At 64.5% G+C, this 24,677-nt stretch carries 23 protein-coding genes; 17 read left to right on the top strand and 6 right to left on the bottom strand.

Annotated features, from left to right (window positions below; all coding sequences use genetic code 11):
- On the top strand, positions 1 to 203 hold a 203-nt coding region (locus ACQR1E_RS28775; protein WP_316208044.1), incomplete at its 5' end, for an integrase core domain-containing protein.
- Between the two features lie 192 nt (positions 204 to 395).
- A complete protein-coding gene (locus ACQR1E_RS28780) occupies positions 396 to 815 on the top strand; it encodes a DOPA 4,5-dioxygenase family protein (RefSeq protein WP_315717378.1) in 420 nt (139 codons plus the stop codon).
- Positions 816 to 877: 62 nt separating this feature from the next.
- Here ACQR1E_RS28780 and ACQR1E_RS28785 read toward each other — a convergent pair whose 3' ends face one another.
- The 4 genes from ACQR1E_RS28785 to ACQR1E_RS28800 all read right to left on the bottom strand — a co-directional run bounded on the left by ACQR1E_RS28785 (position 878) and on the right by ACQR1E_RS28800 (position 4,401).
- The gene (locus ACQR1E_RS28785; RefSeq protein ID WP_315717379.1) at positions 878 to 1,768 is read right to left on the bottom strand and encodes an alpha/beta hydrolase family esterase; all 891 of its coding nucleotides are present in this window, start codon (positions 1,766 to 1,768) and stop codon (positions 878 to 880) included.
- Positions 1,768 to 2,649 (bottom strand): sterol desaturase family protein, encoded by an 882-nt coding sequence (locus ACQR1E_RS28790; RefSeq protein ID WP_434897875.1) that lies wholly within the window; start codon positions 2,647 to 2,649, stop codon positions 1,768 to 1,770. The genes ACQR1E_RS28785 and ACQR1E_RS28790 overlap by 1 nt, the downstream gene beginning before the upstream one ends.
- A 118-nt stretch (positions 2,650 to 2,767) precedes the next feature.
- Complete coding sequence (locus ACQR1E_RS28795; protein WP_315717381.1) at positions 2,768 to 3,070, bottom strand: hypothetical protein; 303 nt, start codon at positions 3,068 to 3,070, stop codon at positions 2,768 to 2,770.
- Between the two features lie 221 nt (positions 3,071 to 3,291).
- On the bottom strand, positions 3,292 to 4,401 hold the full coding sequence (locus tag ACQR1E_RS28800) for a polysaccharide biosynthesis/export family protein (RefSeq protein ID WP_315717382.1): 1,110 nt from the start codon (positions 4,399 to 4,401) through the stop codon (positions 3,292 to 3,294).
- A 723-nt stretch (positions 4,402 to 5,124) separates the two neighbouring features.
- Between ACQR1E_RS28800 and ACQR1E_RS28805 the strand changes: the two genes are divergently transcribed.
- The 3 genes from ACQR1E_RS28805 (at position 5,125) to ACQR1E_RS28815 (ending at position 7,624) form a co-directional block, all read left to right on the top strand.
- Entirely contained in the window at positions 5,125 to 5,394 is a 270-nt protein-coding gene (locus ACQR1E_RS28805) for a hypothetical protein (RefSeq protein WP_409977967.1), read from the top strand.
- A gap of 442 nt (positions 5,395 to 5,836) precedes the next feature.
- On the top strand, positions 5,837 to 6,244 hold the full coding sequence (locus ACQR1E_RS28810; protein ID WP_315717384.1) for a hypothetical protein: 408 nt from the start codon (positions 5,837 to 5,839) through the stop codon (positions 6,242 to 6,244).
- Positions 6,245 to 7,240: 996 nt separating this feature from the next.
- Entirely contained in the window at positions 7,241 to 7,624 is a 384-nt protein-coding gene (locus ACQR1E_RS28815) for an H-NS histone family protein (RefSeq protein ID WP_316170943.1), read from the top strand.
- Positions 7,625 to 7,831: 207 nt separating this feature from the next.
- On the opposite strand, the gene ACQR1E_RS28820 is transcribed toward ACQR1E_RS28815, so the two are convergent.
- Positions 7,832 to 9,304 carry an undecaprenyl-phosphate glucose phosphotransferase gene (locus ACQR1E_RS28820; RefSeq protein WP_315752488.1) on the bottom strand — a complete coding sequence of 491 codons (1,473 nt, stop codon included), beginning with the start codon at positions 9,302 to 9,304 and terminating at the stop codon, positions 7,832 to 7,834.
- Positions 9,305 to 9,808: 504 nt separating this feature from the next.
- Between ACQR1E_RS28820 and ACQR1E_RS28825 the strand changes: the two genes are divergently transcribed.
- Entirely contained in the window at positions 9,809 to 10,606 is a 798-nt protein-coding gene (locus ACQR1E_RS28825; protein ID WP_315752489.1) for a glucose-1-phosphate cytidylyltransferase, read from the top strand.
- The gene (locus ACQR1E_RS28830; protein ID WP_315717389.1) at positions 10,603 to 11,256 is read left to right on the top strand and encodes a PIG-L deacetylase family protein; all 654 of its coding nucleotides are present in this window, start codon (positions 10,603 to 10,605) and stop codon (positions 11,254 to 11,256) included. The genes ACQR1E_RS28825 and ACQR1E_RS28830 overlap by 4 nt, the downstream gene beginning before the upstream one ends.
- 97 nt (positions 11,257 to 11,353) lie before the next feature.
- On the opposite strand, the gene ACQR1E_RS28835 is transcribed toward ACQR1E_RS28830, so the two are convergent.
- Positions 11,354 to 12,454: a hypothetical protein gene (locus ACQR1E_RS28835; protein ID WP_315717390.1), complete on the bottom strand. Its 1,101-nt coding sequence runs from the start codon at positions 12,452 to 12,454 to the stop codon at positions 11,354 to 11,356.
- Positions 12,455 to 12,832: 378 nt separating this feature from the next.
- On the opposite strand from ACQR1E_RS28835, the gene ACQR1E_RS28840 reads away from it, so the two are divergent.
- The 10 genes from ACQR1E_RS28840 to ACQR1E_RS28885 all read left to right on the top strand — a co-directional run bounded on the left by ACQR1E_RS28840 (position 12,833) and on the right by ACQR1E_RS28885 (position 24,624).
- Positions 12,833 to 13,870, top strand: coding sequence for an NAD-dependent epimerase/dehydratase family protein (locus tag ACQR1E_RS28840; RefSeq protein ID WP_315717391.1), 1,038 nt, complete (start codon positions 12,833 to 12,835; stop codon positions 13,868 to 13,870).
- Between the two features lie 57 nt (positions 13,871 to 13,927).
- Positions 13,928 to 15,190, top strand: a complete 1,263-nt coding sequence (locus tag ACQR1E_RS28845; protein ID WP_315752492.1) for a class I SAM-dependent methyltransferase — start codon at positions 13,928 to 13,930, stop codon at positions 15,188 to 15,190.
- Between the two features lie 41 nt (positions 15,191 to 15,231).
- Positions 15,232 to 15,774: a dTDP-4-dehydrorhamnose 3,5-epimerase family protein gene (locus ACQR1E_RS28850; protein ID WP_315752493.1), complete on the top strand. Its 543-nt coding sequence runs from the start codon at positions 15,232 to 15,234 to the stop codon at positions 15,772 to 15,774.
- A 103-nt stretch (positions 15,775 to 15,877) separates the two neighbouring features.
- On the top strand, positions 15,878 to 16,846 hold the full coding sequence (locus ACQR1E_RS28855; protein ID WP_316170942.1) for a phytanoyl-CoA dioxygenase family protein: 969 nt from the start codon (positions 15,878 to 15,880) through the stop codon (positions 16,844 to 16,846).
- Positions 16,847 to 16,870: 24 nt separating this feature from the next.
- On the top strand, positions 16,871 to 18,190 hold the full coding sequence (locus tag ACQR1E_RS28860) for a DUF4910 domain-containing protein (protein ID WP_316164860.1): 1,320 nt from the start codon (positions 16,871 to 16,873) through the stop codon (positions 18,188 to 18,190).
- Positions 18,191 to 18,251: 61 nt separating this feature from the next.
- Positions 18,252 to 19,409 carry a glycosyltransferase gene (locus tag ACQR1E_RS28865; protein ID WP_316164861.1) on the top strand — a complete coding sequence of 386 codons (1,158 nt, stop codon included), beginning with the start codon at positions 18,252 to 18,254 and terminating at the stop codon, positions 19,407 to 19,409.
- A gap of 187 nt (positions 19,410 to 19,596) precedes the next feature.
- Entirely contained in the window at positions 19,597 to 21,096 is a 1,500-nt protein-coding gene (locus tag ACQR1E_RS28870) for a lipopolysaccharide biosynthesis protein (RefSeq protein WP_315752497.1), read from the top strand.
- A gap of 101 nt (positions 21,097 to 21,197) precedes the next feature.
- A complete protein-coding gene (locus ACQR1E_RS28875) occupies positions 21,198 to 22,538 on the top strand; it encodes a glycosyltransferase family 4 protein (protein ID WP_316170941.1) in 1,341 nt (446 codons plus the stop codon).
- Positions 22,538 to 23,596, top strand: coding sequence for a Gfo/Idh/MocA family protein (locus ACQR1E_RS28880; protein ID WP_315717398.1), 1,059 nt, complete (start codon positions 22,538 to 22,540; stop codon positions 23,594 to 23,596). The genes ACQR1E_RS28875 and ACQR1E_RS28880 overlap by 1 nt, the downstream gene beginning before the upstream one ends.
- Entirely contained in the window at positions 23,593 to 24,624 is a 1,032-nt protein-coding gene (locus ACQR1E_RS28885) for an NAD-dependent epimerase/dehydratase family protein (protein ID WP_434897876.1), read from the top strand. Before ACQR1E_RS28880 ends, ACQR1E_RS28885 begins: the two co-directional genes overlap by 4 nt.
- The last annotated feature ends 53 nt before the right edge of the window (positions 24,625 to 24,677 follow it).

Below are 24,677 nucleotides of genomic sequence, written 5' to 3' on the forward strand. Positions count from 1 at the left end.
CGCTCCGATGCTGGCGGACCGACTATAACGACGCTCGGCCGCACTCCCAGCTCGGATGGAAGACGCCATCCGAGTTCGCCGCCACCTGCAATCCGCGTCGGGATCTGGCGCTGCGCTATGCCGAGAGCTCCGCGCCAGCTCCCGCCGCTACGACCGCCCAGATGGGCACATCAAACCGCCCGAACGAACTCAGATCTGGATAAAACTTGGGGGCAAGGTCACCGGGGTCGAAGCTCGAGCCCCGCCGAGATCTCGAGGCCAGCGTCCGCCGGCGATGACTCGCGGCGCGACCGAGGGCAGGCTGCGATGCTAGGATGACCACGCCGCATCGGTTCGCCTGTGCGGCCAACGTGATTGAATTGATCGAACGCGGTTGAATCGATCGAGAGGCGCGGATGGAAACGACCTCGGCAGCGCAGCCGCATCGCCTGAGCGCAATTGCGAGCTTTCATGCCCACATCTATTTCGATGATGCCACTCGAGCCGAAGCGGCACAGCTGCGGCAGTGGATGGCCGACCGCTTCCTCGTGACGCTCGGGCGTTGGCATGACGCGCTGGTCGGGCCTCACGAGCGGCCGATGTATCAAGTTGCCTTCGCGGTCGACGTGTTTCCAGCGCTGGTGCCATGGCTGATGCTCAATCATGGCCGCCTCAGCGTGCTCGTGCATCCGAATACGACGGAGCCGTTGGCCGATCACACCGCGCACGCGTTGTGGATCGGACCGCCGCTCGGCATCCGCGGTGAGAATCTTCCTTCGCACGGCGAGGCAGAGCTGCCGCGCGAACCGAACACCACGCCGACGATCGCCGCCTGAGCTCGCGTGCCCACTGGTGACCGCTCCGTCTCGGCACGCTCGGAGCCTTCAGACTTGCCGGACTACAGCGTGCGCGCGAGATCGAACGCGCGGAGAATGACCTCGGCGGCATCGATGTCGAAATTGCTCGGGCCGAGCAGGCGCGGCGCCAGCGGGCGGCGGCCGGGCAGGGCATGTCCGCCACCTTCGACGCGATACAGCGACACGCCGCCGATCACCTGACAATCGCGCCAGCTGAGTTGCGTGACGGAGGTGTCGCCGGCGAGATCCCGATGCGGCAGCGCCACGGCCTGGCGTGCGCTGCAACCGTCGCGCCGCGCAAAGAACTCCGCCGTCTTTTCAGCGCTCCACACCCGGCCGCGCCCGCCGCGCAGCCCGACCTCGCCGCCGCGATAGGGCACCATGGGATCAGCCGTGCCGTTGATCATCACCACCGGCACCGGCCGCGCGGTGCAGGGCTCGATGCCTTCAGGCATGTTGGCGATCACCGTGCCGATGCCGGCAAACAGCTCCGGCGCCTTGCAGGCCAGGGTGAAGCTCATCATGCCGCCATTCGAGATGCCGGCGAGATAGATGCGCCGGGAATCGGCCGTGCCGTCGGCGACGAGCTGCCGGACCAAGTTGCGGATGAAGCCGACATCATCGGGACCGCCGGAGCGGCCGTCGCGGCCGTCATTCCATTGCCGGTCGACGCCGTCGGGAAAGACCGCGGCGAAGCCATGGGCTCTCGCGGCTTCGGCAAAGCCTGTCGTGCGGGCGGTGCCGGCGCCGCTGCCGAGCGCGCCATGGAGCACGATCACGGTCGGCTGTGGCGTCCTGCCCGTGGTCATCACCAGCGCATGACGCGGACCGTCGCTTGTATCGAGGATGATGCCGCGCTCGGCGGCGAGCGCCGTGGTCGACACGAGCAGAGCGGCCGCCATGGCGGCCATGAACGATCGGCGATGTGACATCATGAGCATCCTTCTCGGCTGGCGGGTGACTCCCCGCGGTGGAGCTTCTCTCCGGGCGCAGCGATCAGCACGCGCAGCCGCATCGCCCAGCTCCGGGCTGCCGCGAGATCGCGGGCGATCGCAAGCCATTCGCCAAATGCGATCCGCAACGGATTGACGCTCGGTTCAACGCCGATGAGGCCATAGCGCAAGGTCTCGCCAGCGGGGGCCTCGGCGAAACTACCGAACAGCCGGTCGAAAATGATGAGCATGCCGCCATAATTGCGATCGAGACAGGACGCGTTGGCCGCGTGGTGGACGCGGTGATGTCGCGGCGTGTTCAGCACATATTCGAGCGGACCGAGACGCGGTGCGAGCTCGGTATGGATGAAGAATTGGTAGAGCAGATTGACGCCGAGCACGGCGATGATCGCGAGCGGATGGAAGCCGAGCAGCGCCAGCGGCAGATAGAACAGAAAATGTCCGGAGATCTCGCTTGTCCAGCCGAGACGAATGGCCGCCGTCAGGTTCAGATGCGTCGAAGAGTGATGCACGGCATGCGTGGCCCACAGCCAGCGAACCCGATGCGAGGCGCGATGGTGCCAATAATAGACGAACTCACTGGCGAGAAACAATGCGAGCAGGGCCAGCGGCCGGCTCGGATCGAAATCGAACATCCTGTGGCGATAGGCGATGATGAGGGGAACGGCTGCGACGAGCGCGACCATTGCGCGGATGAGGTGCTGTCCGACCGCGATGGCGAACGAGGCTGCGGTCTCGCGCAGGTCGTGAGTCTCGCGGCCGGCGAGCCGGCCGAGCCCATATTCCAGCGTCATGAAGCCGACCGCCGTCAGCAGCACGATCATGCGCGTCGACGGGGGCAAGGAAGGGAGGATGGGCATGGTGCGTGTCCGGCGTCATCGGATGGAGACGGCGTGCCGGCCCGCTCCGGAACAGCAAGCGGACCGGCGATGTCAAATGCTTCGGGAGGACCACGGCCAGCGGCGCCGCGGCGTCCGTTCAGCGCGTGACGGTGCGGCTGTAGCTGTAGGAATTGCCGCGCGGTCCCGTGCCCTGGCCCTGCCGGGTGCAGCTGCCGTCGCTGCAGCTCGCGGAGCCGGAGCGCGACCAGCTGCGGCCGGCGGGACCCGTGCCGCCACCCTGCCAGGCGCAGGCACCCCCGGAGCAACTGCCGGAGCCGCCAAATGAGGTGGTGCCGCGCGGTCCGGTGACCGAGCCGCTGCGGGTCCAGGCATTCGCGTCGACCGCCGCTGCCGCCGAAAGGACTGCCACGAGCAGAAATGTCGCGATGGATGTCTTCACGTCAGTCTCCCAATTCGTTCGCGCGGGCGATCGTGTCGCCTGCAGAGGGATACTGCGCGTTCGATGTCGCGGCCGGATGCACCGCCGGTGTCGTTTGGTCGCGGCGATTGGCTGGATTGTCACGGCTTGTCACACGACGGCCGTCCGATGCCGCAACCTTGAGCGGGGCGGACTCCGGCCCGCCGCTCCCGTTCAGGCCGCTACCGGCCCGCCGTTGCGCTTCACCACCGGGTCTTCGTCGCCGTGTTGACGTTGATCACCGCGGTGGCCGTGTTGGACGTCGTCGTTGCCGTGTTGTTGATCAGGGTCAGAAGCTTGTAGTAGTCGACCACCTTGGCATTGGCGACGTACATCACGTCCTTGCTGCGCATCTGGAAGCCCGAAGCCAGCAGCATGCCGGAGGGATCGCGCAGGTTGACGTGGTAGATGGTCGGAATGCGGTCGTAGATGAAGCGGCTGGTATCGATGCCGAGCTTCTGCAGTAGCGGGCGCTCCTCGTAGCGATAGAGGAAGACCTCGGCGGGATCCGATTGCTGGTCGTTCAGGCCGCCCGCCTTGCCGATCGCCTGGGCCAGCGTCAGCGTCTCCGTATCGAACGCAATCTCGGAATTGAAGCCGAAGACGTTCTGGTTGAGGGCGCCGAGGGCCGTAAACGTCGGGGATTCCCGCGTGATGTAGATGACGTCGTTCGGGCGGATGAAGATGTTCTCGCGCGGATCCTGCACCACGCGGCTGAGCAGCACGCGCACGCGCTTGCCGTCCCGCTGCAGGGTCACGTAGCTTTCGATCGCCTCGTGCCTCGGGCCGCCCGCACGCGCGATCACCGCCAGCAGGCGTTCACCCACGCTGTTGAGGGCCAGCACGCCCGGCGTGTTGACGTCGCCGAGCACGCTGACCACGCTGGAATGCTGCTGGTTCAGGCTGACCACGACCTGCGGCTCGAGGGCGCGCTTCTGCAGCCGGAGGACGATCTCCTGCTCGATCTGCGGCAGCGTCCGGCCGGCGGCGGCGATCTCGCCCGCATAGGGAACGCGGATATTGCCTTGCTGGTCCACCGCCTGCGCCGGCAGATCCACGAAGTTGCCAGGTCGGGCGCCGGCGGCCGTGGCCGGCGTGAACAGCCCGCCTGGGGCGGCTTCGAAAATGGACACGTTCAGCACGTCACCGATGCCGGCGAGCTGCACCGGCTTCGGCCGCTTGTCGGGAAACACGCCCTGGAACGTGACCATGTTGGGCTGCGACAGGAAGCCGATCGTCTCGGGGCTGACGTCGACCAGCGCATAGGGGAGCGCCGTATTCGACCGCACGCTGGCCGTGGCATTGTCGCTCACTGCGTCGCTGGTCGGCCCCGTCCCGGGAAGCAGGGAGCAGGCTGGCAGAAGCGCCAGGATCGCCAGAGTCAAGAGCGCGCGCGAGCCACGGCGAAGGCCACGAAAGCCCTTCGGGCCCGCTGCGCTCTTGCGCACAGCAGCCCCGCCACCGGTCGACCCGGGCGGCTTGATCAAGGCTTTCAAACGCTTCCCCAAATACAGCAAAAATACGTTCCCCACGCTGCTCCCTCACCAAGAAGGGAGAACGTCCCACTTGTTTCAACCTACCCGGCAGCCATACCGGACGAAAGCGCACCGCCATTCCGGTTGGTCCGCTTTTGCCCGGCCGTGCCAATTAGGCCACAGTCTGACATTACCATATTACCACTCAAGGCTGTCAACGCCGCCAGGAGGGTCCCACGGTGAAGGGATGATCCATTCGACCTAACAGAACCCGAGCAATTTTAAGCACAAAGCCGTTGCGCAACGGTTAGCCTGAGTCGCTTCGCTCGAGCAGGCGCGACGACATCGCAGTCCGCGCAGCGCGTCGGTGAGCCGAGGCAGCCGGACAGCCGAGGGAGGCAAACCCGCGCCGCCCAGGCGCCTCTGTAATCGGCGAGATTCGAAGGCCGTGCGGGCGGCGGGACCGCATGCGGGCGGCCGGTTGTCCTAGGCCGCCGATCAAGTCTATGCTGCTGCGCCAGCCTTTGAGGCTGTTTGCAACGGAGCACGCAATTGTCGAACGTGATCAGGATCGCCGCAGGCGCTTTCGCGATCGCCCTCACGGGCCTATCCGATCCCGCGTCGGCGCGCGGCCTCTATCCGCTGACGGAGTGCGGGCCGGATCTCAGCCGACTCTGCCGGCTGCACGGGGCATTCGAGGCCACTCCGTTTCATTACAATCTCGCGATTCATCCCGGATGCATTCGGCGCGTCGCCGTCGAGACGCCCCGGGGCGTGCTGTACCGCCGCGCGCTGGTGTGCGGGGCGCCGGCGCGGCCCATGTTGTGGTAACCTGGGCCCCTTCCTCGACGTCTCCGAACGGCGCTGGACGCTCCGCTCGGCCGAGTCATGGTCAAGCTCGGCGCAAGATGGCGGCCGCGATGGCCGATAAGGGCGGTGCTCGGCCGGTCCAGCCGCGTTCGGGGAGCGTCGATCATCGCGCAGACGATTAAATGGGCAGCTCCGCACCGTATTCTTACGTAATCTAGAATTAAATTAATTGTGTAGAGACGATTCTGCACGGTCGGAGACATAAAAGGGTAGACTGAACAAACTAAAGCTTCAATTGTACCGGACGAAAGGTACTTAAAAATACCTTTCTGGCAATGCGGTAGCATTTTACTGCAAACCGCAGCGAGAGCTAGAAGTATTTAATGTCTTGATGTCAAATGGTAAATTAACTTGTCGCGAGTGGTTAATTTAATGCCGAAAATCGAATTCGTGCATCGTTGCGATGACGGTTCGGCGGCATTCGGCGAAGAAGCCCTCGAAACTCGCCAACGAGTGGGGTCCGTCCTTGTGTGACGAGCTTGGTGCCGCGTTGATTGAGGATATTGAGATGGGTGGCGGCGGTAGCGCTTTGAAGGCCGTCCTGAAATCGCTGAATAAAATACGCCTTGCCAAATTACGTTTCGGCCGGCCAACGTCGGGCCGTTCGCAGCAATCCGCGCTGCGGTCGCAGATCGAGCTTTGTGATGCCTTGCTCGATGAGATCCAATCCATCAGCAGCAGCCTCGGCAAACGCGCGAAGAAGTCCACGGCTTCCAGGCGTCGCCCGATGGCCACGCGGCACGGCCGCGGGACGGCGCACTTGATCCCGCCCCGGCCGGCGGTGCCGGGTCGAACCAGGCAGCAGAAATAATCGCATCGGAATTTGATCGCCGCGCCGGCCGGCCGTCATGGCCGCGCCGGTTGCCGGCGCGAGGCGACAGCCGCTCGGCATTGACCCCTGATGACGCATCAGGTCGCCCAGTGCGGCTGTCGGTGGCGCTCGACGGCCGGATGTCATCTGGACGTTCTTCAGCCGTCGTGTCCCGCAAGACGGCGCTCCGAGACGGGCCGGAAACCATATCGCGGCGAACCATGCGATGCTGCCGCTTCACCTGGCGCACGGGCCTCTGACGTAGCCCCCACGAGCGATGACTTTGGACAACGGGTGCCGGGATCGGCCGCCGGGTGTCCGCAGCCGTCCTCAACCTCACGGCCGATCGCAGCGGCAGTTAGTTCCGCTGCCGATGGTGTGCCCGTCTGACGCCGCGCGCCCCCCGGATGCTGTCGGCGCGACGTGAGCGAGTCTGATTCGCGCGAACGCTCCTGAAGGGTTCAATATTTGGGGAAGGCGTTTGATTCGCCGGAACAATGTCGGCGGCTTCGCGGCATATTCACGATGGCGTGCTCAATTAAACTCGCTCGCGACATTTTGTGCGCATGCAAAAATATCTCGGTCCGGGTTATCAGGGTGCTCGCTCGAATAGGTTGTAAGTCCGCCGCGGCAGCTTTGAAAACCATGGCGTGGGGAGAATATCAGCTATCAAATACGCGCAAGTTCGATCATCGAAACTACGTCACTTTGACGCGGTCTTGCCGTAATATGCTGCGAATTCGTCGCAGAATCGTGTTGATTCGGCGGCTTCTTCCGGCGTGCAGACGAATGCTGCCGCAATCTCGAAGGCGGCGCGACATCGTTTCGGAAACGGGGTTGCAGGTTGCACTTTATTTGAGTTACAACCATTTGGCTTGGCCGGGGTGGTATAACTCAAATATTCAGTTTTTCCGACCACGAGCCACTTGCGGAACGAAATACCGAATTATATGACGTTAATCCGGCAGGATAGAGATCACAGACAAAGGTCGCTGTATGTCCACCAAGAAGATCGATTTCGAGGCGATGTCCTTCGATGACCTCTGGTCTCTCCACGAGCAGATCAGTCAGATCCTCGCCGTGAGGATCACGTCGGAGAAGCGCGAGCTCGAACGTCGACTGGCGGTTCTCAACCGCAGCCGCGGTGCCATCGAAGGTGCCGGCAGCGAGGGTGGGCAGTCCTACACCACGAGCGGCAAGGCGCGGCGCAAATATCCCCGCGTGCTGCCGAAGTATCGCAATCCGCAGACCTCCGAGACTTGGTCCGGCCGAGGCAAGCAGCCGCGTTGGCTGGTGGCGGCGATCAAGACCGGGCATCGGATCGAGGAGTTTGCGATCAATGGGGCTGCCGCTTCGAAAAGTCGCCGTCAGCGCGCCTGATCGAGGTAGCTTCAGTCAAGCCCGTTCCTAGTTTGAGCGACGTGCCGCGTCGATGCGGCGCCTGATTCGCCCTGTCTGCATTGGGGAGCGACATGTGAGCGGTCTGACGCCCATGTTGCGATCCGCCGGCCAAAACCCTGAAATCGGTCCGATCTGCCCGCACGGCTCCGCCGATGGGCTCGCGATCATCATCCGTTGCGAATGCGCCTAATAGGCATTGTTGCCGCGGATCAGCTCGATCGGCGTCCTCAGCAGGATCGCGATGTCGAGCGACAGGCTCCAATTGTCGATGTACCAGAGATCGAATTCGACGCGCTGTTCGATCGACGCACGCGTGGGCGTCGGGCCGCGGCAGCCATGCACCTGCGCCCAGCCGGTCAGTCCGGGCTTGACGCGGCGACGGAACGCGTAGTTGCGCACGAGCTTGTCGAATTCGTTGTCGTGCGCCAATGCGTGGGGGCGGGGACCGACCAGGGACATGCTGCCGTCCAGGACGTTGAGCAGCTGCGGCAGCTCATCGATGCTGGTCCGGCGCAGCCAGGTCCCGAGCCGGGTGAACCGGCTGTCGCCGATCTGGGCCTGGACGATCGAAGGCCCGTCCTCGAGCACGGACATCGTGCGAAACTTGTAGATCTGAAAAGATCGGCCGTTGAATCCACAGCGCTGCTGCCGGAACAGCACTGGCCCGGCCGAGTCGAGCTTGATGGCGATCGCCACCAGCAGCAGCAGCGGCGACATCAATGCCAGCGCGATGCCCGCCAGCATGACATCCATGAGCCGCTTGGTGGCGTGTTCGAGCGGGCTCAGCAGGCCGCGCTGCAGCTCGATGCAGACCGCATTGCCGAGCTCGCGGCACGGCCGCTTGAAGAGGTCCGACGCCGTTCCGAGCGGCACGAAACTCACTGGAAACGGCAGGACTCTCAGCTCGGCGCCGAGCGTGCGCAGGTCGGACAAGGGTTCGGGATTGGCGCCGACGACGATCTCTTCGATGTCGGAGCCGCGCACATAGTCGATCACGCTGGAGACGATCCGCTGTCGCTGATCCGGATCCGCGTCGGGCTCGGGAAGCAGGAAGTGTCGCTGGACGCGAAAGCCGGTGTCGGTGAGCACCTGGGTCAGTCCAGGGTTGTCCTTGCTGGCTTCATCGGTGATCAGAACGATGTTGCGGCCCGAAAACCGTCTCTCCGCCAGCCCCTTTGCCAGCAGATAGGCGGTGGTCCGGCGATGCAGGATCAGCGCCACGAGCCCGAGCATCGCGAATACGATGCTGCTGCCGCGTGAGAATTCGCTCCCGATCTTGAGCGCGAACAGCGCGCCGGCCAACACGAGGAACGCCGTGACCCAGGTCAGGCAGGCCGCGCGGATCTGGCGCGGCAGGATCAGCAGCTCGGCCGGCCGGTACATCCCGCGGATCTTCATCAGCGAGACGAACAGTGCCGACACGAGGATCGCCAGGCCGAGCGATTTACTGACGTCGTTGGCGCCCGCCGCATCCTGCAGGTGATACAGAAACCCGGACAGGACGCTCGACATGGTGATCGTTGCGATGTCCGCCACGATCGCGAAGGGCTCCACCGAGTCGTAGTGGACGGGCCATTTGCGCCCTTGGAATTGCCGTTCCACGAGGACGGTCGGCATTCCGTTTCGGTCGAGAGTCTCGGGCTGATCCACGTAATGCATGGGATGTCGGTGTTCGAAACTCGGTTAAATAGCGGTTAGCCGTCATTATATGTTTTGGTATTTAATTTAAACAGTTAAAAATTGCCATTGGGATTTATTCGCGCCGCCGGATTATCTCCCGATACCGCGGATCATCTCCCGATACCGCGACGAGGCCGATGACACCGGAATGGCGGTTCTTGAAGCGCGGAAACGATGCCGAGCGCGCGCCCTCCAGGCGGTCCCGGCAAATGCCGGTGTGGCGGATTAATGTTCGTGCGGCGGATATTTCAATGCCGGACGCCAAGAACGGCATTTAAAAATAAATATAATTGGATTATTAATCCGGAGCCGGGAGCCCGCGACGCGGGTGACGTCCGCAGCAGACCGAATGCAGGGGAGGTTTTCCTCGCGCAGTCGGGAGGGCGAAACGAGGGCACGGCGAGCCGTCTCCGAGGCCGGCCGGCGAGATTGGAAGATAATGATGCTCATTTCAACGATCGAGAACCCGAAGGACGTCGCGCCATGAAGGTCGTATTGTTCTGTGGAGGACTCGGGACGCGGATCCGGGAATACTCCGACAGCATTCCGAAGCCGATGATCCCGATCGGCCATCAGCCGATCCTCTGGCATGTCATGCAGTATTACAGCCAGTACGGGCACCGGGATTTCGTTCTGTGCCTGGGCTACAAGGCCAATGTGGTGAAGGAGTATTTCCTGAACTACAATCAGGCGTCCACCACCGACTGTACGATCTCGCAGTTCGGCAGGAAGGTCGAGCTGCTGGGCGATCGCCCACCGGATTGGCGGGTCTCGCTGGTGGACACCGGCATCTGGCGCAACATCGGCCAGCGACTGCGGGCCGTCCGGCACATGGTCGAGGGCGAGGAGTTCTTTCTCGCCAACTACAGCGACGGCCTGACGGACGCGCCGCTGCCGGAGATGATCGATCGTTTCAAGCGCAGCGGGAAGATCGGCTGCTTCATCGCCATCCATCCGCCGATCAGCTTCCACCTCGCCGAATTCGACGCCGACGGCACCGTGGGCCGCATGGCGGCGAGCAATGATTCCAACATCTGGATCAACGGCGGCTACTTCATCTTCCGCAAGGAGATCTTCGACTATATCGAGGAGGGGGATGAGCTGGTCGTGCAGCCGTTCAAGCGGCTGATCGACCGCGGCGAGCTGATGGCCTACCGCTACGAAGGGTTCTGGCGGGCCATGGACACGCTCCGCGACCGCCAGGTGCTCGAGGAGATGATCGAGCGCGGCGACACGCCTTGGCATCTCGGCTCCAGCCTTCCGGCTGTGGTGAACGGATGAGGGCGCTGCAGCTCGCCGGTCGCGGCGACCGGCTGTCGGTCCTGTGCCTCGGTGCGCATTCCGACGACATCGAGATCGGCGCCGGAGGCACGCTGCTGTCCTGGCTCGACCAGGGCATCCGCCTGGATGTTCATTGGTGCGTGCTCAGCGGCAATGGCGAGCGCGGCGTCGAGGCGCGGGCGTCTGCCGACGATTTCCTCGCCGAGGCCGCCGGCCGCAATCTCGAGATCATGCAGTTCCGCGACGGCTTCTTCCCCGAGCAGGGCGAGGAGATCAAGGCCTGGTTCGAGCAGCTCAAGGGCCGCATCAATCCCGACGTCATCCTCGCCCACCGCCGCGACGACGCCCATCAGGACCATCGGCAGGTCAACCGCCTGGTCTGGAACACGTTCCGCGATCATCTCGTCCTGGAGTACGAGATTCCGAAATGGGATGGCGATCTCGGACGGCCCAATGTCTACATGCCCGTCTCCGAGCGGATCATGAAGCGGAAGGTCGCGCTGCTGATGGCGCATTTCGGCAGCCAGCGCTCCAAGCAATGGTTCGACCCGGAAACGTTCATGGGACTGGCGCGACTGCGGGGCATGGAATGCCGCGCCGCCGAGCGCTATGCCGAGGCATTCGTCGCGCGCAAGCTGTCACTGGGGTGAGCGGCGGCCGAAGGCGCTCGCCGCGAAGGGCGCATCGATATCCGATCGGCGAGGAGATGATCGGCGCTCGGCCGCGATGCGTCGCTGCGCCCGGCGGTCAGCCGGCCGCCCGTCGGGGAAGTTCGACGATCTCCTCTGCCGGCGGGCGCTCGATTGCGGTGGCCGGCACCTTCTCCAGCCAGACCTCGCGCCACCACGCATAGATGCCGCGTGGGCAGAACAACCGGTTCTCGCTGTAGCGCGACTGGCAATAGACGCCGTCGAGGATGACGGCCGGCGTCTTCATCCGCCGGATGTAGCCGGTGCGTTCGTCGATGAACTTCTCGACCCGCGTTCGCACCCGGAACACCTTGCCGCAATAGGGCACCATCTCGGCGTCGAAGCCCATGCCGCGGTTGTTGGTCTGTTTGTCGATGGTGGCCAGGATGTCCTGGTGCGGGCGCACGCGGACAAGATCACCGGGCTGCAGCCCGAGATCGGCGATCGGCGCGTCCTTGTCCGTCAGGAGATCGCCGCGCTTGCGCGGAAACGGTACGCCGCCCCACAGCGACTGGACGCGGTCGTAGATCCAGCGCGCGGGCCGGCCGAGCCGGGGACGACGCGCCATGGTGGCGCCGACATAGGCGAAGTAGAGGAAGCCCCGGAACATCTTCGCGAGCGAGACATTGCCGGACGCGATGTCCTCGGCGTATTGCCGGGCGTCCCACCATTTGAGCGGCTGGGTGTAGGTCGGCAGCTCGGTCGCCTGGCAGGCGTAGCGCGGGCCCTTTCCCGGCTGCTGGTCCGGCGACTTGGTCGCATCCCACACCGCGCGCACCGTGCAGCCGCCGGGCGGCGGAAGGGGAGCCGCGCGATCCGGGCCGGCCGACGCTGGTTTGGCCGGATCGACCGGGGTGAGCCACGCCTCCTTCCAGAAGATCAGGCAGGCCGCCTGGCAGCCGCCATAGGCCTCGCCGTCGCAGCGATGCTCGAGATGCACCGCGTTGGGGAGGCGCCGTCCGAGCCACTCTCCGGTGTTGTATCCGGTGACCGTGTCGCAGGTCTTGTGGGCGCGCTTGTAGACCTGGAAGCGCTGGCCGCACCATTTGAACATCTGCGGCATGAACGGCAACCCTTCGAGGCGCCCGTTGGCATCGAGCGTCGCCAGGATCTCTTCCTTGCTGCGCACTTCGACCCAGTCGCCGGCGGATAGTGTCATGCTCTGTCTTTCAATGCTTCAATCAATGCGTCATCGAGGCGGGCGGGGCATCCCGCGCGGGACGCCTCATTTGCAGGGATCGAATTAAAGCTGCCGAGGTCTGCGATCAACATTTGTTCCTTTTGCGGCATTATTTAATTGAGCGAATTAATTAAATCAAGAGGGGGCCTGATGCCGCGCCGGCCGGATGATCGTAACATCAGGCGGGTCGGGGTAAATACACGGGTTTTCCCGGAGTTTTGTGCGCCGTGCCGGAGAAATCGGCGGGCGGCGTCGCTTGCCGACGGATTCACTGGACGCTGGCTAGAATATTAAATTATAATCCACTACAGGATGATTTAAATTCTTGTTTTGGCTTGTGGCATAGAGGGTGCGATTTTGAAGGTACTGATCACCGGAAACATGGGCTATGTGGGTCCGGTCGTCGCGCGGCATCTGCGGGCGCAGCGCCCGGATGCGACGCTGCACGGCTTCGACAACGCCTATTTCGCGCACTGCCTGACCGGAGCGCCGGTTGTTCCGGAGCGATGTCTCGACGAGCAGATCCATGGCGACGTCCGCGACATGTCGCTCGACCTCCGCGGTTATGACGCCGTGGTCCAGTTGGCGGCGATCTCCAACGATCCGATGGGCAATCGCTTCCAGGATGTGACGCTCGACGTCAACCAGAATGCCACCGTATCGCTCGCCAGGAGGGCTGCGGCGGCCGGCGTGAAGAATTTCGTGTTCGCGTCGAGCTGCAGCGTCTACGGCATCGCCGACGGACCGCCGCGCAAGGAGAGCGATCCGCTCAATCCCATCACGGCCTACGCCAAGTCGAAGATCGGATCGGAGCAGGAGCTCGCCGCGATCGACACCGGCATGACCATCACCTGTCTGCGCTTTGCGACGGCCTGCGGCATGTCGGATCGGCTGCGGCTCGACCTCGTCCTCAACGATTTCGTGGCCTGCGCGCTCACCCGTCGCCAGATCAGCGTGCTCTCCGACGGCACCCCGTGGCGTCCTCTGATCGACGTCGCCGACATGGCGCGGGCGATCGACTGGGCCATCGACAGGCCGGCGGCGACGGGCGGCCGTTTCCTCACCGTCAATGCCGGCTCGGACGACCGCAACTACCAGGTCAAGGATCTCGCCAACGCGGTGGCTGCGCGCGTGCCGGGGACCAGCGTGTCGATCAACACCTCCGCGCCGGTGGACAGCCGCTCCTACAAGGTCGATTTCGGCCTGTACCGCTCCCTCGCCCCCGATCATCAGCCGCAGGTCACCCTGGACCAGTCGATCCAGAACCTGGTCGATGGTCTCAAGAGAATGCAGTTCAAGGATGCCGAGTTTCGCTCGTCCGATCTGATCCGTCTCAAGGTCCTGCAGGACCACATGGAGACGGCCAGGATCAACGACAGGTTGCAATGGACGTGATCGCGCCGGGGCGGACGCTTCGCCTCAGCCGGCAAAGACAGTAGTGACGGAGACATCATGGAACTGACCCTTCCCACCGCCGTCGGCGTCGCGCCCAAGTGCCGGCACTGCGGCGACGACCTGACCCTCAAGCTGATCGACCTCGGCGCCTCGCCGGTTGCGAACGACTACATCGATCCGGCCAACTACATGCGCGCGGAGCCGTTCTATCCGCTGGAGACCTTCGTCTGCCGCGAGTGCCGTCTGGCGCAGACACGCGACCTCCTGGCCGCGTCCGAGATCTTCCGCGCCGACTATGCCTATTTCTCCTCGCACTCCACCTCGTGGCTCGAGCACGCGCGGTGCTACGTCGAAGCCATGGCCGATCGCTTCAAGCTCGGTCCGGCCTCGCGGCATGTCGAGATCGCGTCAAATGACGGGTATCTGCTGCAATACTCCCTCCAGAAGGGGATCGACTGCCTCGGCGTCGAACCCTGCGAAAGCGTTGCGCTGGCCGCGCGCGCCAAGGGCATCGAGACCCGGGTCGAGTTCTTCGGCCGCGACTATGCGGCCCGCCTCCGGGAGGAGGGCTGGTCGGCCGATCTCCTCACGGCCAACAACGTGCTCGCGCACGTTCCCGACATCAACGACTTCGTCGGCGGCGTCAAAATCCTGCTGGCCCCCGAGGGCGTCGCGACCTTCGAGGTTCAGCACCTGCTGACCTTGATGCAGCGGCATCAGTTCGACACCATCTATCACGAGCATTTCTCCTATCTGTCGCTGATCGCGGGCCTGCGCATCTTCGCCCAAGCGGGCTTGCGGGTGTTCGACGTCGAGCTCCCGGAAACGCATGGCGGCTCGATCCGGTTCTTCGTCTGCCACGCGGGCGCCGCTCATGCGGAGAGCCCGAACGTCGCCGATGTTCTGGCACGAGAGCGGGCCTATGGGCTGCATGACGACGCGATCTACATGGCCTGGAACGAGCAGGTCAAAGAGACGAAGCGGGCGCTGCTCGAGCTGCTGACGGCGCTGAAGCGCGACAACAAGAAGATCGTCGGCTACGGAGCCCCGGCGAAGGGCGTGACGCTGCTCAATTATTGCGGGATCCGCACCGATTTTCTCGACTTCACGGTCGATCGCGCCCCGTCCAAGCAGGGCCGCTACATGCCGGGCGTGCGCATTCCGATTCTGCCGCCGGAAGCGATCTTCGAAGCCAGGCCCGACTACGTCCTGATCCTGCCGTGGAACATCAAGAGCGAGATCAAGGCGCAGATGGCGGCCATTCGCGATTGGGGCGGCCGCTTCATCGTGCCGGTCCCCAAGGCCACCATCGAGGAGTAGAGCAAGGCATTGCCGCACGATTGCGCGAAGAGTTTTGAGCCATGAGGTTTGTCCAGCTGGGACGTTCGGATGCGCGGCTGATCGAGCTGACCGTTCGCTCCGACGAGCGCGGCAGCTTCACGCGAACCTGGTGCGCGAAGACCTTTGCGGAGCAGGGCATCGCGTTTGTCCCGGTGCAGGGCAACAGCTCGGTGACCCGACGCCGCGGCACCGTCCGCGGAATGCATTTCCAGCGTGCGCCGAAGCCTGACGCCAAGATCGTCCGCTGCAGCGCCGGCTTGATCCACGACGTCATCGTCGACATTAGGCCGGAGTCTGCGACGCGCGGCGAGGTCTATGCCTGTGAGCTCGGTCCCTCGACAGCGCGGATGCTCTACGTCCCCGCGGGCTTTGCCCATGGATTCCAGACGCTGACCGACGACGTGACGGTCGAGTATCTGATGGGCGAGGATTATGTCGAGGAGCTCTCGGACGGTTTCCGGCACGACGATCCGATGATCGGCATCCGATGGCCGCAGCCGGTGACGGTGTTGTCGGCCAAGGATGCTGCCTGGCCCTCGCTTGCCGAACGGGGGCTGTGGTGAAGCAGCATGGCGGCAGCGAGGTGTCTTGGGGGAGGAATCTGGCGGCTCCGGAGCGGCCCGATCGCCTCGAAGGTTCTGACGATTTGTCGAGGAGGATCACGGAATGACGAACATCTTCGTTGATGCCATCATGCCCGATGACGAGCGGCGCCAGAAACTGTACGAGGGTGCGCTGTTCCTGTACTCGCCGACGCCTTCGCTCGATGCGCTGGTGGCGTTCGCCAGGGAGCTGATCGAGGAGGCGTTTCATCCTTACGATCCGCGGACGGCGCAATTCGAGCTTCCTGTCGAGCGCTACGTCGAGATTCTCGTCAGGCTGAAGCCATTCTTCATTCATCACGCCCGGTCGAAGGAGCTGGTGCAGGGAGCGCTCCGCGAGCTTGGCTGCGACCCCGAGCTGACCTATTTCGACGTGCCGCGGCTGCGGTCGGCAACGAGCGACGACTATCTCACCACCGGGATCGCATTCGCATTCCACCCTCATCGCGACACCTGGTACTCGGCGCCGCCGTGCCAGCTCAATTGGTGGCTGCCGGTGTATGACATTGCGCCGGACAACGGCCTTGCATTCCACCCGCGCTATTTCGACGAAGCGATCAAGAACGGCTCCAGAAACTATAACTATTACGAGTGGAACCGGACCTCACGCGCATCGGCGGCGCGGCACATCAAGACTGATACACGGGTGCAGCCGAAGCCGGAGCAGGAGATTGCACTGGATCCGCAGATCCGGGTGATCGCGCCGAGCGGCGGCGTCACGATCTTCTCCGGAGCGCATCTGCATTCGTCGGTGCCGAACACCTCGGGCGTGACGCGGTTCAGCATCGATTTCCGCACCGTGCATTTTGCCGACGTCAGCGGCCGGCGCGGCGCCATCAACGTCGATTCGGAGTCGACGGGCACGAGCCTGCGCGACTTCCTGCGGGTGACCGATCTTGCACGGCTGCCTGAGGAGGTCGTCGCGCCATACGATCAGGTGGAAGCTCCCGCGGAGTATCTGGTCTACCAGCCGACGATCGTGCCGCTGCCGGCCGGCGATCTCCCAGCCCATGCCGCGCAGGCGTCGGCCTGAACGATGATGTAGGGTCGACGCGCCATGTTGGACATCCTCAAATCCACGGCTGGTCCGAGAATGCCGGCGATCGATCTCCACGATCTGGTCGCTGAGCTGTTTCCGATCAATCGCAGCCTCACAGGGGCGGGTGTCCGGCAGACGCTCGGCATTGTCGCGCGTCATGTGGGTCTTACGATTCACGAGGTACCCTCCGGGACGCCCGTCCTGGACTGGCACGTGCCGGCGGAGTGGAACATTCGTCGCGCGACGATCTCGACCCTGTCGGGCCGCGTTCTCGTCGACTTCGCCGACAACAATCTGCACGTGATGGGCTACAGCAAGCCGGTCCAGGCAGTGCTCAGCCGTGCTGAGCTTGCCAAGCACGTCCATAGCTTGCCGGATCAGCCTGATCTCATTCCATACCGGACCGGCTACTATGCCGACGATTGGGGCTTCTGCCTGCCGGACCGTCTGTGGCGGGAAATGACGGAGGACAGCTACCGCGTCGAGATCGAGAGCGAGCTCTCGCAGGGATCGTTGACCTATGGCGAATTCTTCGTCCCTGGACAGACGGACAAGGAAGTCCTGATCACCTGTCACATCTGTCACCCGAGTCTCGCCAACGACAATCTCTCAGGGATTGCCGTCATGACGGCGCTGGCGATGCGGCAGGCGCAGCGGACCCGCCGGCTCGGGTACCGATTTCTGTTCCTGCCGGCAACGATCGGCGCGCTCGCATGGCTCGACCGCAACGAGCGGAATCTCGGCCATGTCGAACACGGCCTCGTCCTCACCTGTCTCGGCGATCCCAGTGGATTTCACTACAAGCAGAGCCGGAGCGGAGCGAGCATCGATCGCGCCGTCGCCCATGTCCTGAAGCACGCCGGCCATCCGCATGAGATTCTGCCATTCAGTCCCTATGGATACGACGAGCGGCAGTTCTGCTCACCGGGATTCGATCTGCCGGTCGGGTGCCTGATGCGCGGCGTGCACGGCACGTTCCCCGAATATCACACCTCGGCCGACAATCTGAATTTCGTCAAGCCGGACTGTCTCGACCAATCCTACGCGGTCATCGAGGAGGTGCTGGATCTGCTCGATCGCGACTGCATCTATGAGCGCGTCGATGGGCGAGGGGAGCCGCAACTGGGACGGCGCGGCCTGTATCGCGCGATTGCCGGCCAGCGCGAGGCAGGCGGTGCGACGCAGATGGACCTCCTGTGGGTCCTCAACCTTGCGGATGGCAAGCACAGCCTGCTCGACATGGCGGTCCGGGCCGACGTTCCGTTCGCGCGCATCGATGCCGCCGCACGGATCGCGCTGGACGCGGGTCTCATCCAAACGCCGGTTTCATCGTCGTGACGTCGCCGCCTTCTCCGCACAGCACCGTGCAAGTGATCCAACAACACCAGAGTGAGGCGTCATGAGTTCGCAGCCGGGCAAGCCCCGCATCGCCGTCTTCTCACTTCGAAACATCTTCGGCAAAGCCCTCAATCGCGGTCCTCACGTCGAGTTCGAGGACATCATCTGCGAGGTCGATTCAGCCGAGATGTTTGCGCCCGTGCTCGACCCGTCGAGCCGACGGGCGAGCTTCGCCACCCGGCTGGGCTACCACGCGCCCGTGCTGTTGAATCCCGGGCTGGCGCGGATCGAGCCGCAACAGCAATACGACGTTCTGTTCGCGATCTGCGGATTCCCGCAGGACCTGATCATGTTCGATGCGATCGAGGATCTGAGAGGCGCGTGCAGGACCTCGGTGTGTCTGCTGGATGAGCTCTGGGTGAAGGAGATCGCCAAGCACCGGCATTTCCTGAAGATCCTCGCCAAGTTCGACGTCGTGATGCCGTTCCAGATCAGTACGGTGAAGCCGCTCAGCGAGGAGATCGGCAAGGCATGCGCGCATCTTCCGCTCGCCATCGATGCGATCCGGTTTTGTCCCTATCCCGATCCGCCCGCAAGGGTCATCGACGTCTTTAGCATGGGACGCCGCTCCCGTGTCACGCACCAATCACTGCTCGCGATGGCGCGGGACAGCGGCCTGTTCTATCTCCACGACACGATCGGCGGCAGCCAGGCCATCGATCTCCGGGAGCACCGGACGCAGATGGCAAACCTCGCCAAGAGGAGCAGGTATTTTCTGGTCAATCCCGGCAAGTTCGACGAGCCGCAGGAGACCGGGCGGCAGGTCGAGTTCGGCTATCGGTATTTCGAGGGCGCGGCGGCGGGAGCCATCATGCTCGGCGAGCGTCCCGACAACGAGCTGTTTCCGCGGCTGTTCGATTGGCCCGAGGTGATGATCGACGTGCCGCATACATCGCCCGACATCGACCGGGTCATCAGGGAACTGGACGACGATCCGGTCCGCCAGGACCGGATGCGGCGAACCGGCATGGTCCAGACGTTGATGCGGCATGACTGGGTGTATCGGTGGGAGACGATCCTGGAGGCCACGGGTCTGCAGCCGATGCCGGGCCTCGCTGCCCGCAAGGATCGGCTGAAGAGGCTGGCCGCGATGGCGGCCGGTCCGGCGATCACGCGCGAGCAGGAGTTAAATCGCAAGCCGGTATTGTTGGCGCAGTGACGTTTCAATCCTTTTCTCCGCCACAAGGAGACGTCATCGCTCCCCGCGGCCTCCGATCTCGGCCGCGAACGATTCTATACCGGCTGCATTTTCGATGGTCGGATTTTCATGGCCCTGGACGGATCTGTTTGGCCCGTGACTGGGAATCGGAAGGTTGGTTACGATGATTGAAAGCGATTGAACGGAGATGTCAGAAGCCGTCGCCGCCTATTTCGAGGAACATCGGGAGTCGAGCGATCTCGGACGCCGCGCGCTGCGCGGCGGCCTGATTTCCATCGTCATCCAATACGGCAATTCCGTGCTTCAGATCGGAGCGGCCATCGTTCTGGCCCGGCTGCTTGCGCCAGAGGATTTCGGGCTCGTCGCCATCGTCACCGTGCTGACGAGCTTCGCGCCGCTGCTGATCGACTTCGGCCTGCTCGATGCCACCGCCCAGCGCAGCAGGATCACTCCGGCCCAGGTCAGCGGTCTGTTCTGGGTCAGCACCGGCATCGGCGTTGCGGTGGCGATCGTCGTCGCGGCATCCAGCCCACTGATTGCCTGGATCTACGGTGATCCGCGACTGGAGCCGATCGCGCTCTGCGTCGCGATCACCTTCGTGCTGTCCGGGCTGACCAACCAGCACATGGCGCTGCTCCGGCGCACGCTGCAGTTCGGCCGCATCGGCCGGATCCAGCTGTTCGGCACGCTGGCAGGGACGGTTGCCGCCGTCGCCATGGCGTTCGAGGGCTACGGCTATTGGGCGCTGGTCATTCGCCCCGTCGTGACATCGATTTGCGTCGTGGTCGCCGCGTGGTCGGCCTGCCGTTGGCGGCCCAGCGCGCCGGTGTTCGACGCCGAGGTGCGATCGATGGTGCGTTTTGGCCTCCACGTCGTCGGATTCACGGTGGCCTATACGTTGTCGCGGGCGGTGGACCGGATCGCGCTCGGTCTGCTCTACCGGCCCGATCAGGTCGGGTACTACCAGAATGCGATGAACCTGTACGACAACTCGATCTATGCGGCGCTCAATCAGACGCATGCGGTGGGAAGCTCGGCGCTGAGCAAGTTCCAGGCAAATCCGGCCGCGCTTCGGCAGAAGTATGAGGCGGCACTGTCGATCCTGGCCTTCTTCCTGATGCCGGCGGCGGCGATCCTCTCCGTCACGGCGGAGGACCTCACCGTCGTGCTGTTGGGGCAGAAGTGGCAGGCTGCGGGAGCGCTGCTCAGCATCATCGCGCTGCGCGGCATTTCGCACGTCGTCGAGGGCTCGCAGGGCTGGCTGCATCTGTCGCTCGGGAGGGCGGACCGCTGGCAGACCTGGGGCATCATCTCTCTGGTCGCGCAGGTCGTCGCGGTGCTGGCCGGGCTGCCGTTTGGTCCGGTCGGCGTGGCCTGGGGCGTCGTGGCCGGATACTCGCTGATCGCTTTGCCGTCGGTGATGTATGCCGGACGTCCGATCGGGATCGGTGCCGAGCTCGTGGTCCGGGCCGTCGGAGCGCAGACCATCGGCGCCGTCGCAACCGCAGCGACCGGCTGGTGGCTGCAAGCGACGTTTCTCGGAGCCTATCCCGCGCTCGTGCGCATGATCCTGTCCGGCTGCTTCTGCGGCTGTCTCTATCTCGCGATCGTTGTCGGCGTGTTCCGAGTCCGCGAGCCGCTCAGGATCGCAGGTACGATCGTCCGGGACTTCATCGGCAAGCGTTGAGAGGGAGCGAAAGGAGCCCGGAACCCCGCCCTCGTGCCGCGATTAACTATCGCAATCGTTAAATGCCACATATAAAATATCCCGTGATTTAAATGTTTTAAATGGTCATGACCAGCGACAACCACCCAGGCTTGGATGTGATGGAGGCGGAGCCTGCGCCGTCGGCGCAGCGCGACCCCGAATGGTCCGCGTACGGTTTCGCCGATCGCCGGCGGCTCAGCATCCTCAGCGTCTCGCACATGCCGGCGAGCCCGCCGCGGTTCGGGGCACAGGCGCGCATGCACGGGCTGATGACCCAGCTCGCGCGCCGCCACGACCTCACGGCGGTGATGATGGTCGATGACGCCTTCGACATCGAGGAGTGCCGGCGGGCCATGCAGGCCTATTGCCGCGACGTGGTGCTGGTGCCGAACCCTTACGGCCGCGACGGTCTTGCGAAGCGGCTGCTGCAACTGCGCTCGCTGGTCTCGGTGCGGAGCTTCGACCGGCTGCGCGTGGCCCTGCCGGAATTGCAGCGGGTGCTGGATCGGGTGCTGCGGACCACGCGGTTCGACGTCGTCAATCTCGAATTTCCCTATCTGGGCCACTGCCTGTTCCGTCAGGCGCCGGCCGGCGCGCCGCCGCCGCGGCTGATCATCGACTCGCATGAGATCGCCTACGATCTGGCGCGGCAGTTCGCCGCCACGGGCGCGAGCCTGGGCCGTCGTCTCTACGCCGGTGCGAACTGGCGCAAGCTGCGCCGCGAGGAGATCGCGGCCTATCGCGAAGCCGATGGCGTCTATCTCTGCAGCGCGGACGACGAGAAGCGTCTGCATGACGACATTCCGAACGCCCGCACTGCGGTCATCCCCAACGCCGCCGATGTCGAGTTCTATCAGCCGCGCAGCACCGACCCCGCGCCCGACGGCCGTACGCTGGTCTATTTCGGCTTGCTGTCGACGGTGCCCAACATCGATGCGGTCACGCATTTCGTGCACGACATCTGGCCTCGTATCGCCGCCCGGCACCCGGATGCGCGCTGCAAGATCATCGGCGGCCGGCCGCCGCCGGCGTTGACGGCGCTGGCCGGGCCGCGGATCGAACTGACCGGCTTCGTGCCGGACCTGCGGCCGCACCTCGCCGCGGCAGCGGCGGTGATCGTCCCGCTGCGGCTCGGTGGCGGCACGCGGCTGAAGATCGTCGAGGCCATGGCGATGGGCAAGGCGATCGTCTCGACCAGCCTGGGTGCCGAGGGCATCGAGGCGATGCCCGGACGCGACATCCTCATCGCAGACGAGCCCGACGCCTTTGCAGATGCGGTCAACGGGCTGCTCGCCGAGCCCGATCTTGCGGTGCGGATCGGCGGCGCGGCGCGGCAGGTCGCGGTCGAGAAATATGCCTGGAGCGCGGCCGCACAGGCGCTCGAAGACTTCTATTGCGAGATCCTGGAGACCCGTTCGTGATGAAGGCCGTGCTCATCGGGGCAGGGCAGATCGCCCGCCAGCATCTCGCCTGCCTCAACACCTTGCCGGGCGTTCAACTGGCCGGCATCTGCGACCTGTCGCCGGCAACGGCGGAGGCCGCGGCCGAGCGTTACGCCATCCCGTCCTGGTTCACCGATCATCGCACGATGCTGCAGACGGTGCGGCCCGATGTGGTGCACGTGACGACGCCACCGACCTCGCATTTTCGGCTCGCGATGGACGCGCTCGAGGCCGGCGCGCATGTGATCGTCGAGAAGCCCGCGACCTCGACCTTCGACGAGCTGCAGACCCTGACCTTGCGCGCCAAGCAGACCGGCCGCCATGTCGTCGAGGACTACAACTACGTCTTCAACCGGGCGCCGCAGGAGATACTCCGTCGCATCGAGACCGGCGAGTTCGGTGCCGTGACCCATGTCGACGTGCTGATCTGCCTCGACATCCTCGGCCCCGACGGCTTTGCCGATCCGAATTCGCCGCATCCGGCGCTCAAATTGGCGGGTGGTGCGATCGCCGACTTCCTGCCGCATCTCGCCTCGCTGTCGCATGCCTTCGTCGGCCCACACCGCAAGGCGGAGACGGTCTGGAGCAAGCGCAAGGCCTCGCCGCTGCCGTTCGACGAGTTTCGCTGTGTGGTCGAGGCCGAGCGCGGCACGGCGACGCTCGGCTTCAGCGCGAGCGCGCAGCCCGATGCGTTCTGGCTGCGGGTCTATGGCGAGCGGATGCAGGCGACCGCCAATCTGTTCGAAACGCGGTTGACCTTCGATGGCCCGCGCAACGTGCCGAAGCCGCTGCGCCCGTTCTTCAGCGGACTGGAGGAGGGCCGCGACATCCGCCGCGCGGCGCTTTCGACCTTGCTGCGCAAGTTCAAGGGCCCAGGTGCCTATGAGGGGCTGTGGGAGTGCCTGGCGCGCACCTATCAGGCGCTCGGCTCGGGAACGGCCTTGCCGATCACGATCGAGGACGTCCTGGCCGTCAATCGGATGGTCGAAGCGATGAAGCCGACGGAGCAGGCGGACATGAGGAAGCTGGCGATATGAAAGCCCTGGTCACTGGCGCCAACGGGTTTCTCGGCCGGCATGTCGTCGATGCGCTGCTGGCCCGCGGCATCGAGGTTCGCGCCATGGTGCGTCCGGCGACGCGCGTTGACGCCCTTGGCTGGCCGTCGTCGGTCGACATCATCAGGGCCGACCTGCGCACCTCGCGCGACCTTGCTCGCGCGTTCGAGAATGTGGATGTGCTGATCCATTTGGCGGCCGTGGTCGCCGGCGGCGAGGACGCGCAATTCGCCGGCACGGTAGGCGGCACCGAGCGGCTGCTCGAGGCGATGGCAGGCAGCGCCTGTCGCAGGCTCGTGCTGTGCAGCAGCTTCTCGGTCTACGACTACACTGCGACCCGCGACGTCCTCGACGAAAGCGCGCCGCTGCAGCAGACGCCCGACGTCTACACCCGTGGCGGCTACACCGTCGCCAAATGGTGGCAGGAGCGGGTGACGCGCCGCTACGTCGAGAAGAACGGCTGGGATCTCACCGTGCTGCGTCCCGGCTTCATCTGGGGACGCGGCCACGGCTATCTCGCCGCGCTCGGCCAGCAGATCGGACGCCACCACGTCGTCATCGGGCCGCTGACCCGCATCCCCATGACCCATGTCGAGAACTGCGCCGACGTCTTCGCGCTGGCGGCGACGGATTCGCGGGCGATCGGCCAGACGCTGAACATCGTCGACGGTCCCGGCGAGCGGGTCTGGACTTATCTGTCGGACTACATGCGCGGCACCGGCGAGCGCGGCCTCCGGTTGCCCATCCCGCATTGGCTCGCCAGCAGCATCGTACGGCTGGCGTTTGCGACCGTGTTCAGGCGGGCGACCAAAGTGCCGGCGATCCTGACGCCCAAGAAGTTCGACGCGATGCTCAAGCCGCTGCGCTTCGACAACCGCAAGCTGAGGGAGACGCTTGGCTGGACGCCGCCGCTCGACTACGAACAATGCTTGGCGCGGACCTACGGTCCGCTGCCGGCTGCGGCGCCAGCGCCGGCGTCCTGGTCGTCCGGAACGGCTGCTTCCATTTGAGGGCCGAGATGGTCCTGCGATGCCCGAGGTCTGGTCGCACGCGATCTCGCGCG

The organism is Bradyrhizobium sp. HKCCYLRH1030 (assembly GCF_051168395.1).
Taxonomy (GTDB): domain Bacteria; phylum Pseudomonadota; class Alphaproteobacteria; order Rhizobiales; family Xanthobacteraceae; genus Bradyrhizobium.

Bases quoted from the DNA above. Each gene is read 5' to 3' on its own strand.
- ACQR1E_RS28885 (WP_434897876.1), top strand. From the start codon at position 23,593: ATGAAAGCCCTGGTCACTGGCGCCAACGGGTTTCTCGGCCGGCATGTC.
- ACQR1E_RS28790 (WP_434897875.1), bottom strand. From the start codon at position 2,649: ATGCCCATCCTCCCTTCCTTGCCCCCGTCGACGCGCATGATCGTGCTG.
- ACQR1E_RS28845 (WP_315752492.1), top strand. From the start codon at position 13,928: ATGGAACTGACCCTTCCCACCGCCGTCGGCGTCGCGCCCAAGTGCCGG.
- ACQR1E_RS28850 (WP_315752493.1), top strand. From the start codon at position 15,232: ATGAGGTTTGTCCAGCTGGGACGTTCGGATGCGCGGCTGATCGAGCTG.
- ACQR1E_RS28820 (WP_315752488.1), bottom strand. From the start codon at position 9,304: ATGCATTACGTGGATCAGCCCGAGACTCTCGACCGAAACGGAATGCCG.
- ACQR1E_RS28880 (WP_315717398.1), top strand. From the start codon at position 22,538: ATGAAGGCCGTGCTCATCGGGGCAGGGCAGATCGCCCGCCAGCATCTC.
- ACQR1E_RS28865 (WP_316164861.1), top strand. From the start codon at position 18,252: ATGAGTTCGCAGCCGGGCAAGCCCCGCATCGCCGTCTTCTCACTTCGA.
- ACQR1E_RS28810 (WP_315717384.1), top strand. From the start codon at position 5,837: ATGACGGTTCGGCGGCATTCGGCGAAGAAGCCCTCGAAACTCGCCAAC.
- ACQR1E_RS28785 (WP_315717379.1), bottom strand. From the start codon at position 1,768: ATGTCACATCGCCGATCGTTCATGGCCGCCATGGCGGCCGCTCTGCTC.
- ACQR1E_RS28815 (WP_316170943.1), top strand. From the start codon at position 7,241: ATGTCCACCAAGAAGATCGATTTCGAGGCGATGTCCTTCGATGACCTC.
- ACQR1E_RS28835 (WP_315717390.1), bottom strand. From the start codon at position 12,454: ATGACACTATCCGCCGGCGACTGGGTCGAAGTGCGCAGCAAGGAAGAG.
- ACQR1E_RS28875 (WP_316170941.1), top strand. From the start codon at position 21,198: ATGGTCATGACCAGCGACAACCACCCAGGCTTGGATGTGATGGAGGCG.
- ACQR1E_RS28830 (WP_315717389.1), top strand. From the start codon at position 10,603: ATGAGGGCGCTGCAGCTCGCCGGTCGCGGCGACCGGCTGTCGGTCCTG.
- ACQR1E_RS28780 (WP_315717378.1), top strand. From the start codon at position 396: ATGGAAACGACCTCGGCAGCGCAGCCGCATCGCCTGAGCGCAATTGCG.
- ACQR1E_RS28825 (WP_315752489.1), top strand. From the start codon at position 9,809: ATGAAGGTCGTATTGTTCTGTGGAGGACTCGGGACGCGGATCCGGGAA.
- ACQR1E_RS28860 (WP_316164860.1), top strand. From the start codon at position 16,871: ATGTTGGACATCCTCAAATCCACGGCTGGTCCGAGAATGCCGGCGATC.
- ACQR1E_RS28855 (WP_316170942.1), top strand. From the start codon at position 15,878: ATGACGAACATCTTCGTTGATGCCATCATGCCCGATGACGAGCGGCGC.
- ACQR1E_RS28870 (WP_315752497.1), top strand. From the start codon at position 19,597: ATGTCAGAAGCCGTCGCCGCCTATTTCGAGGAACATCGGGAGTCGAGC.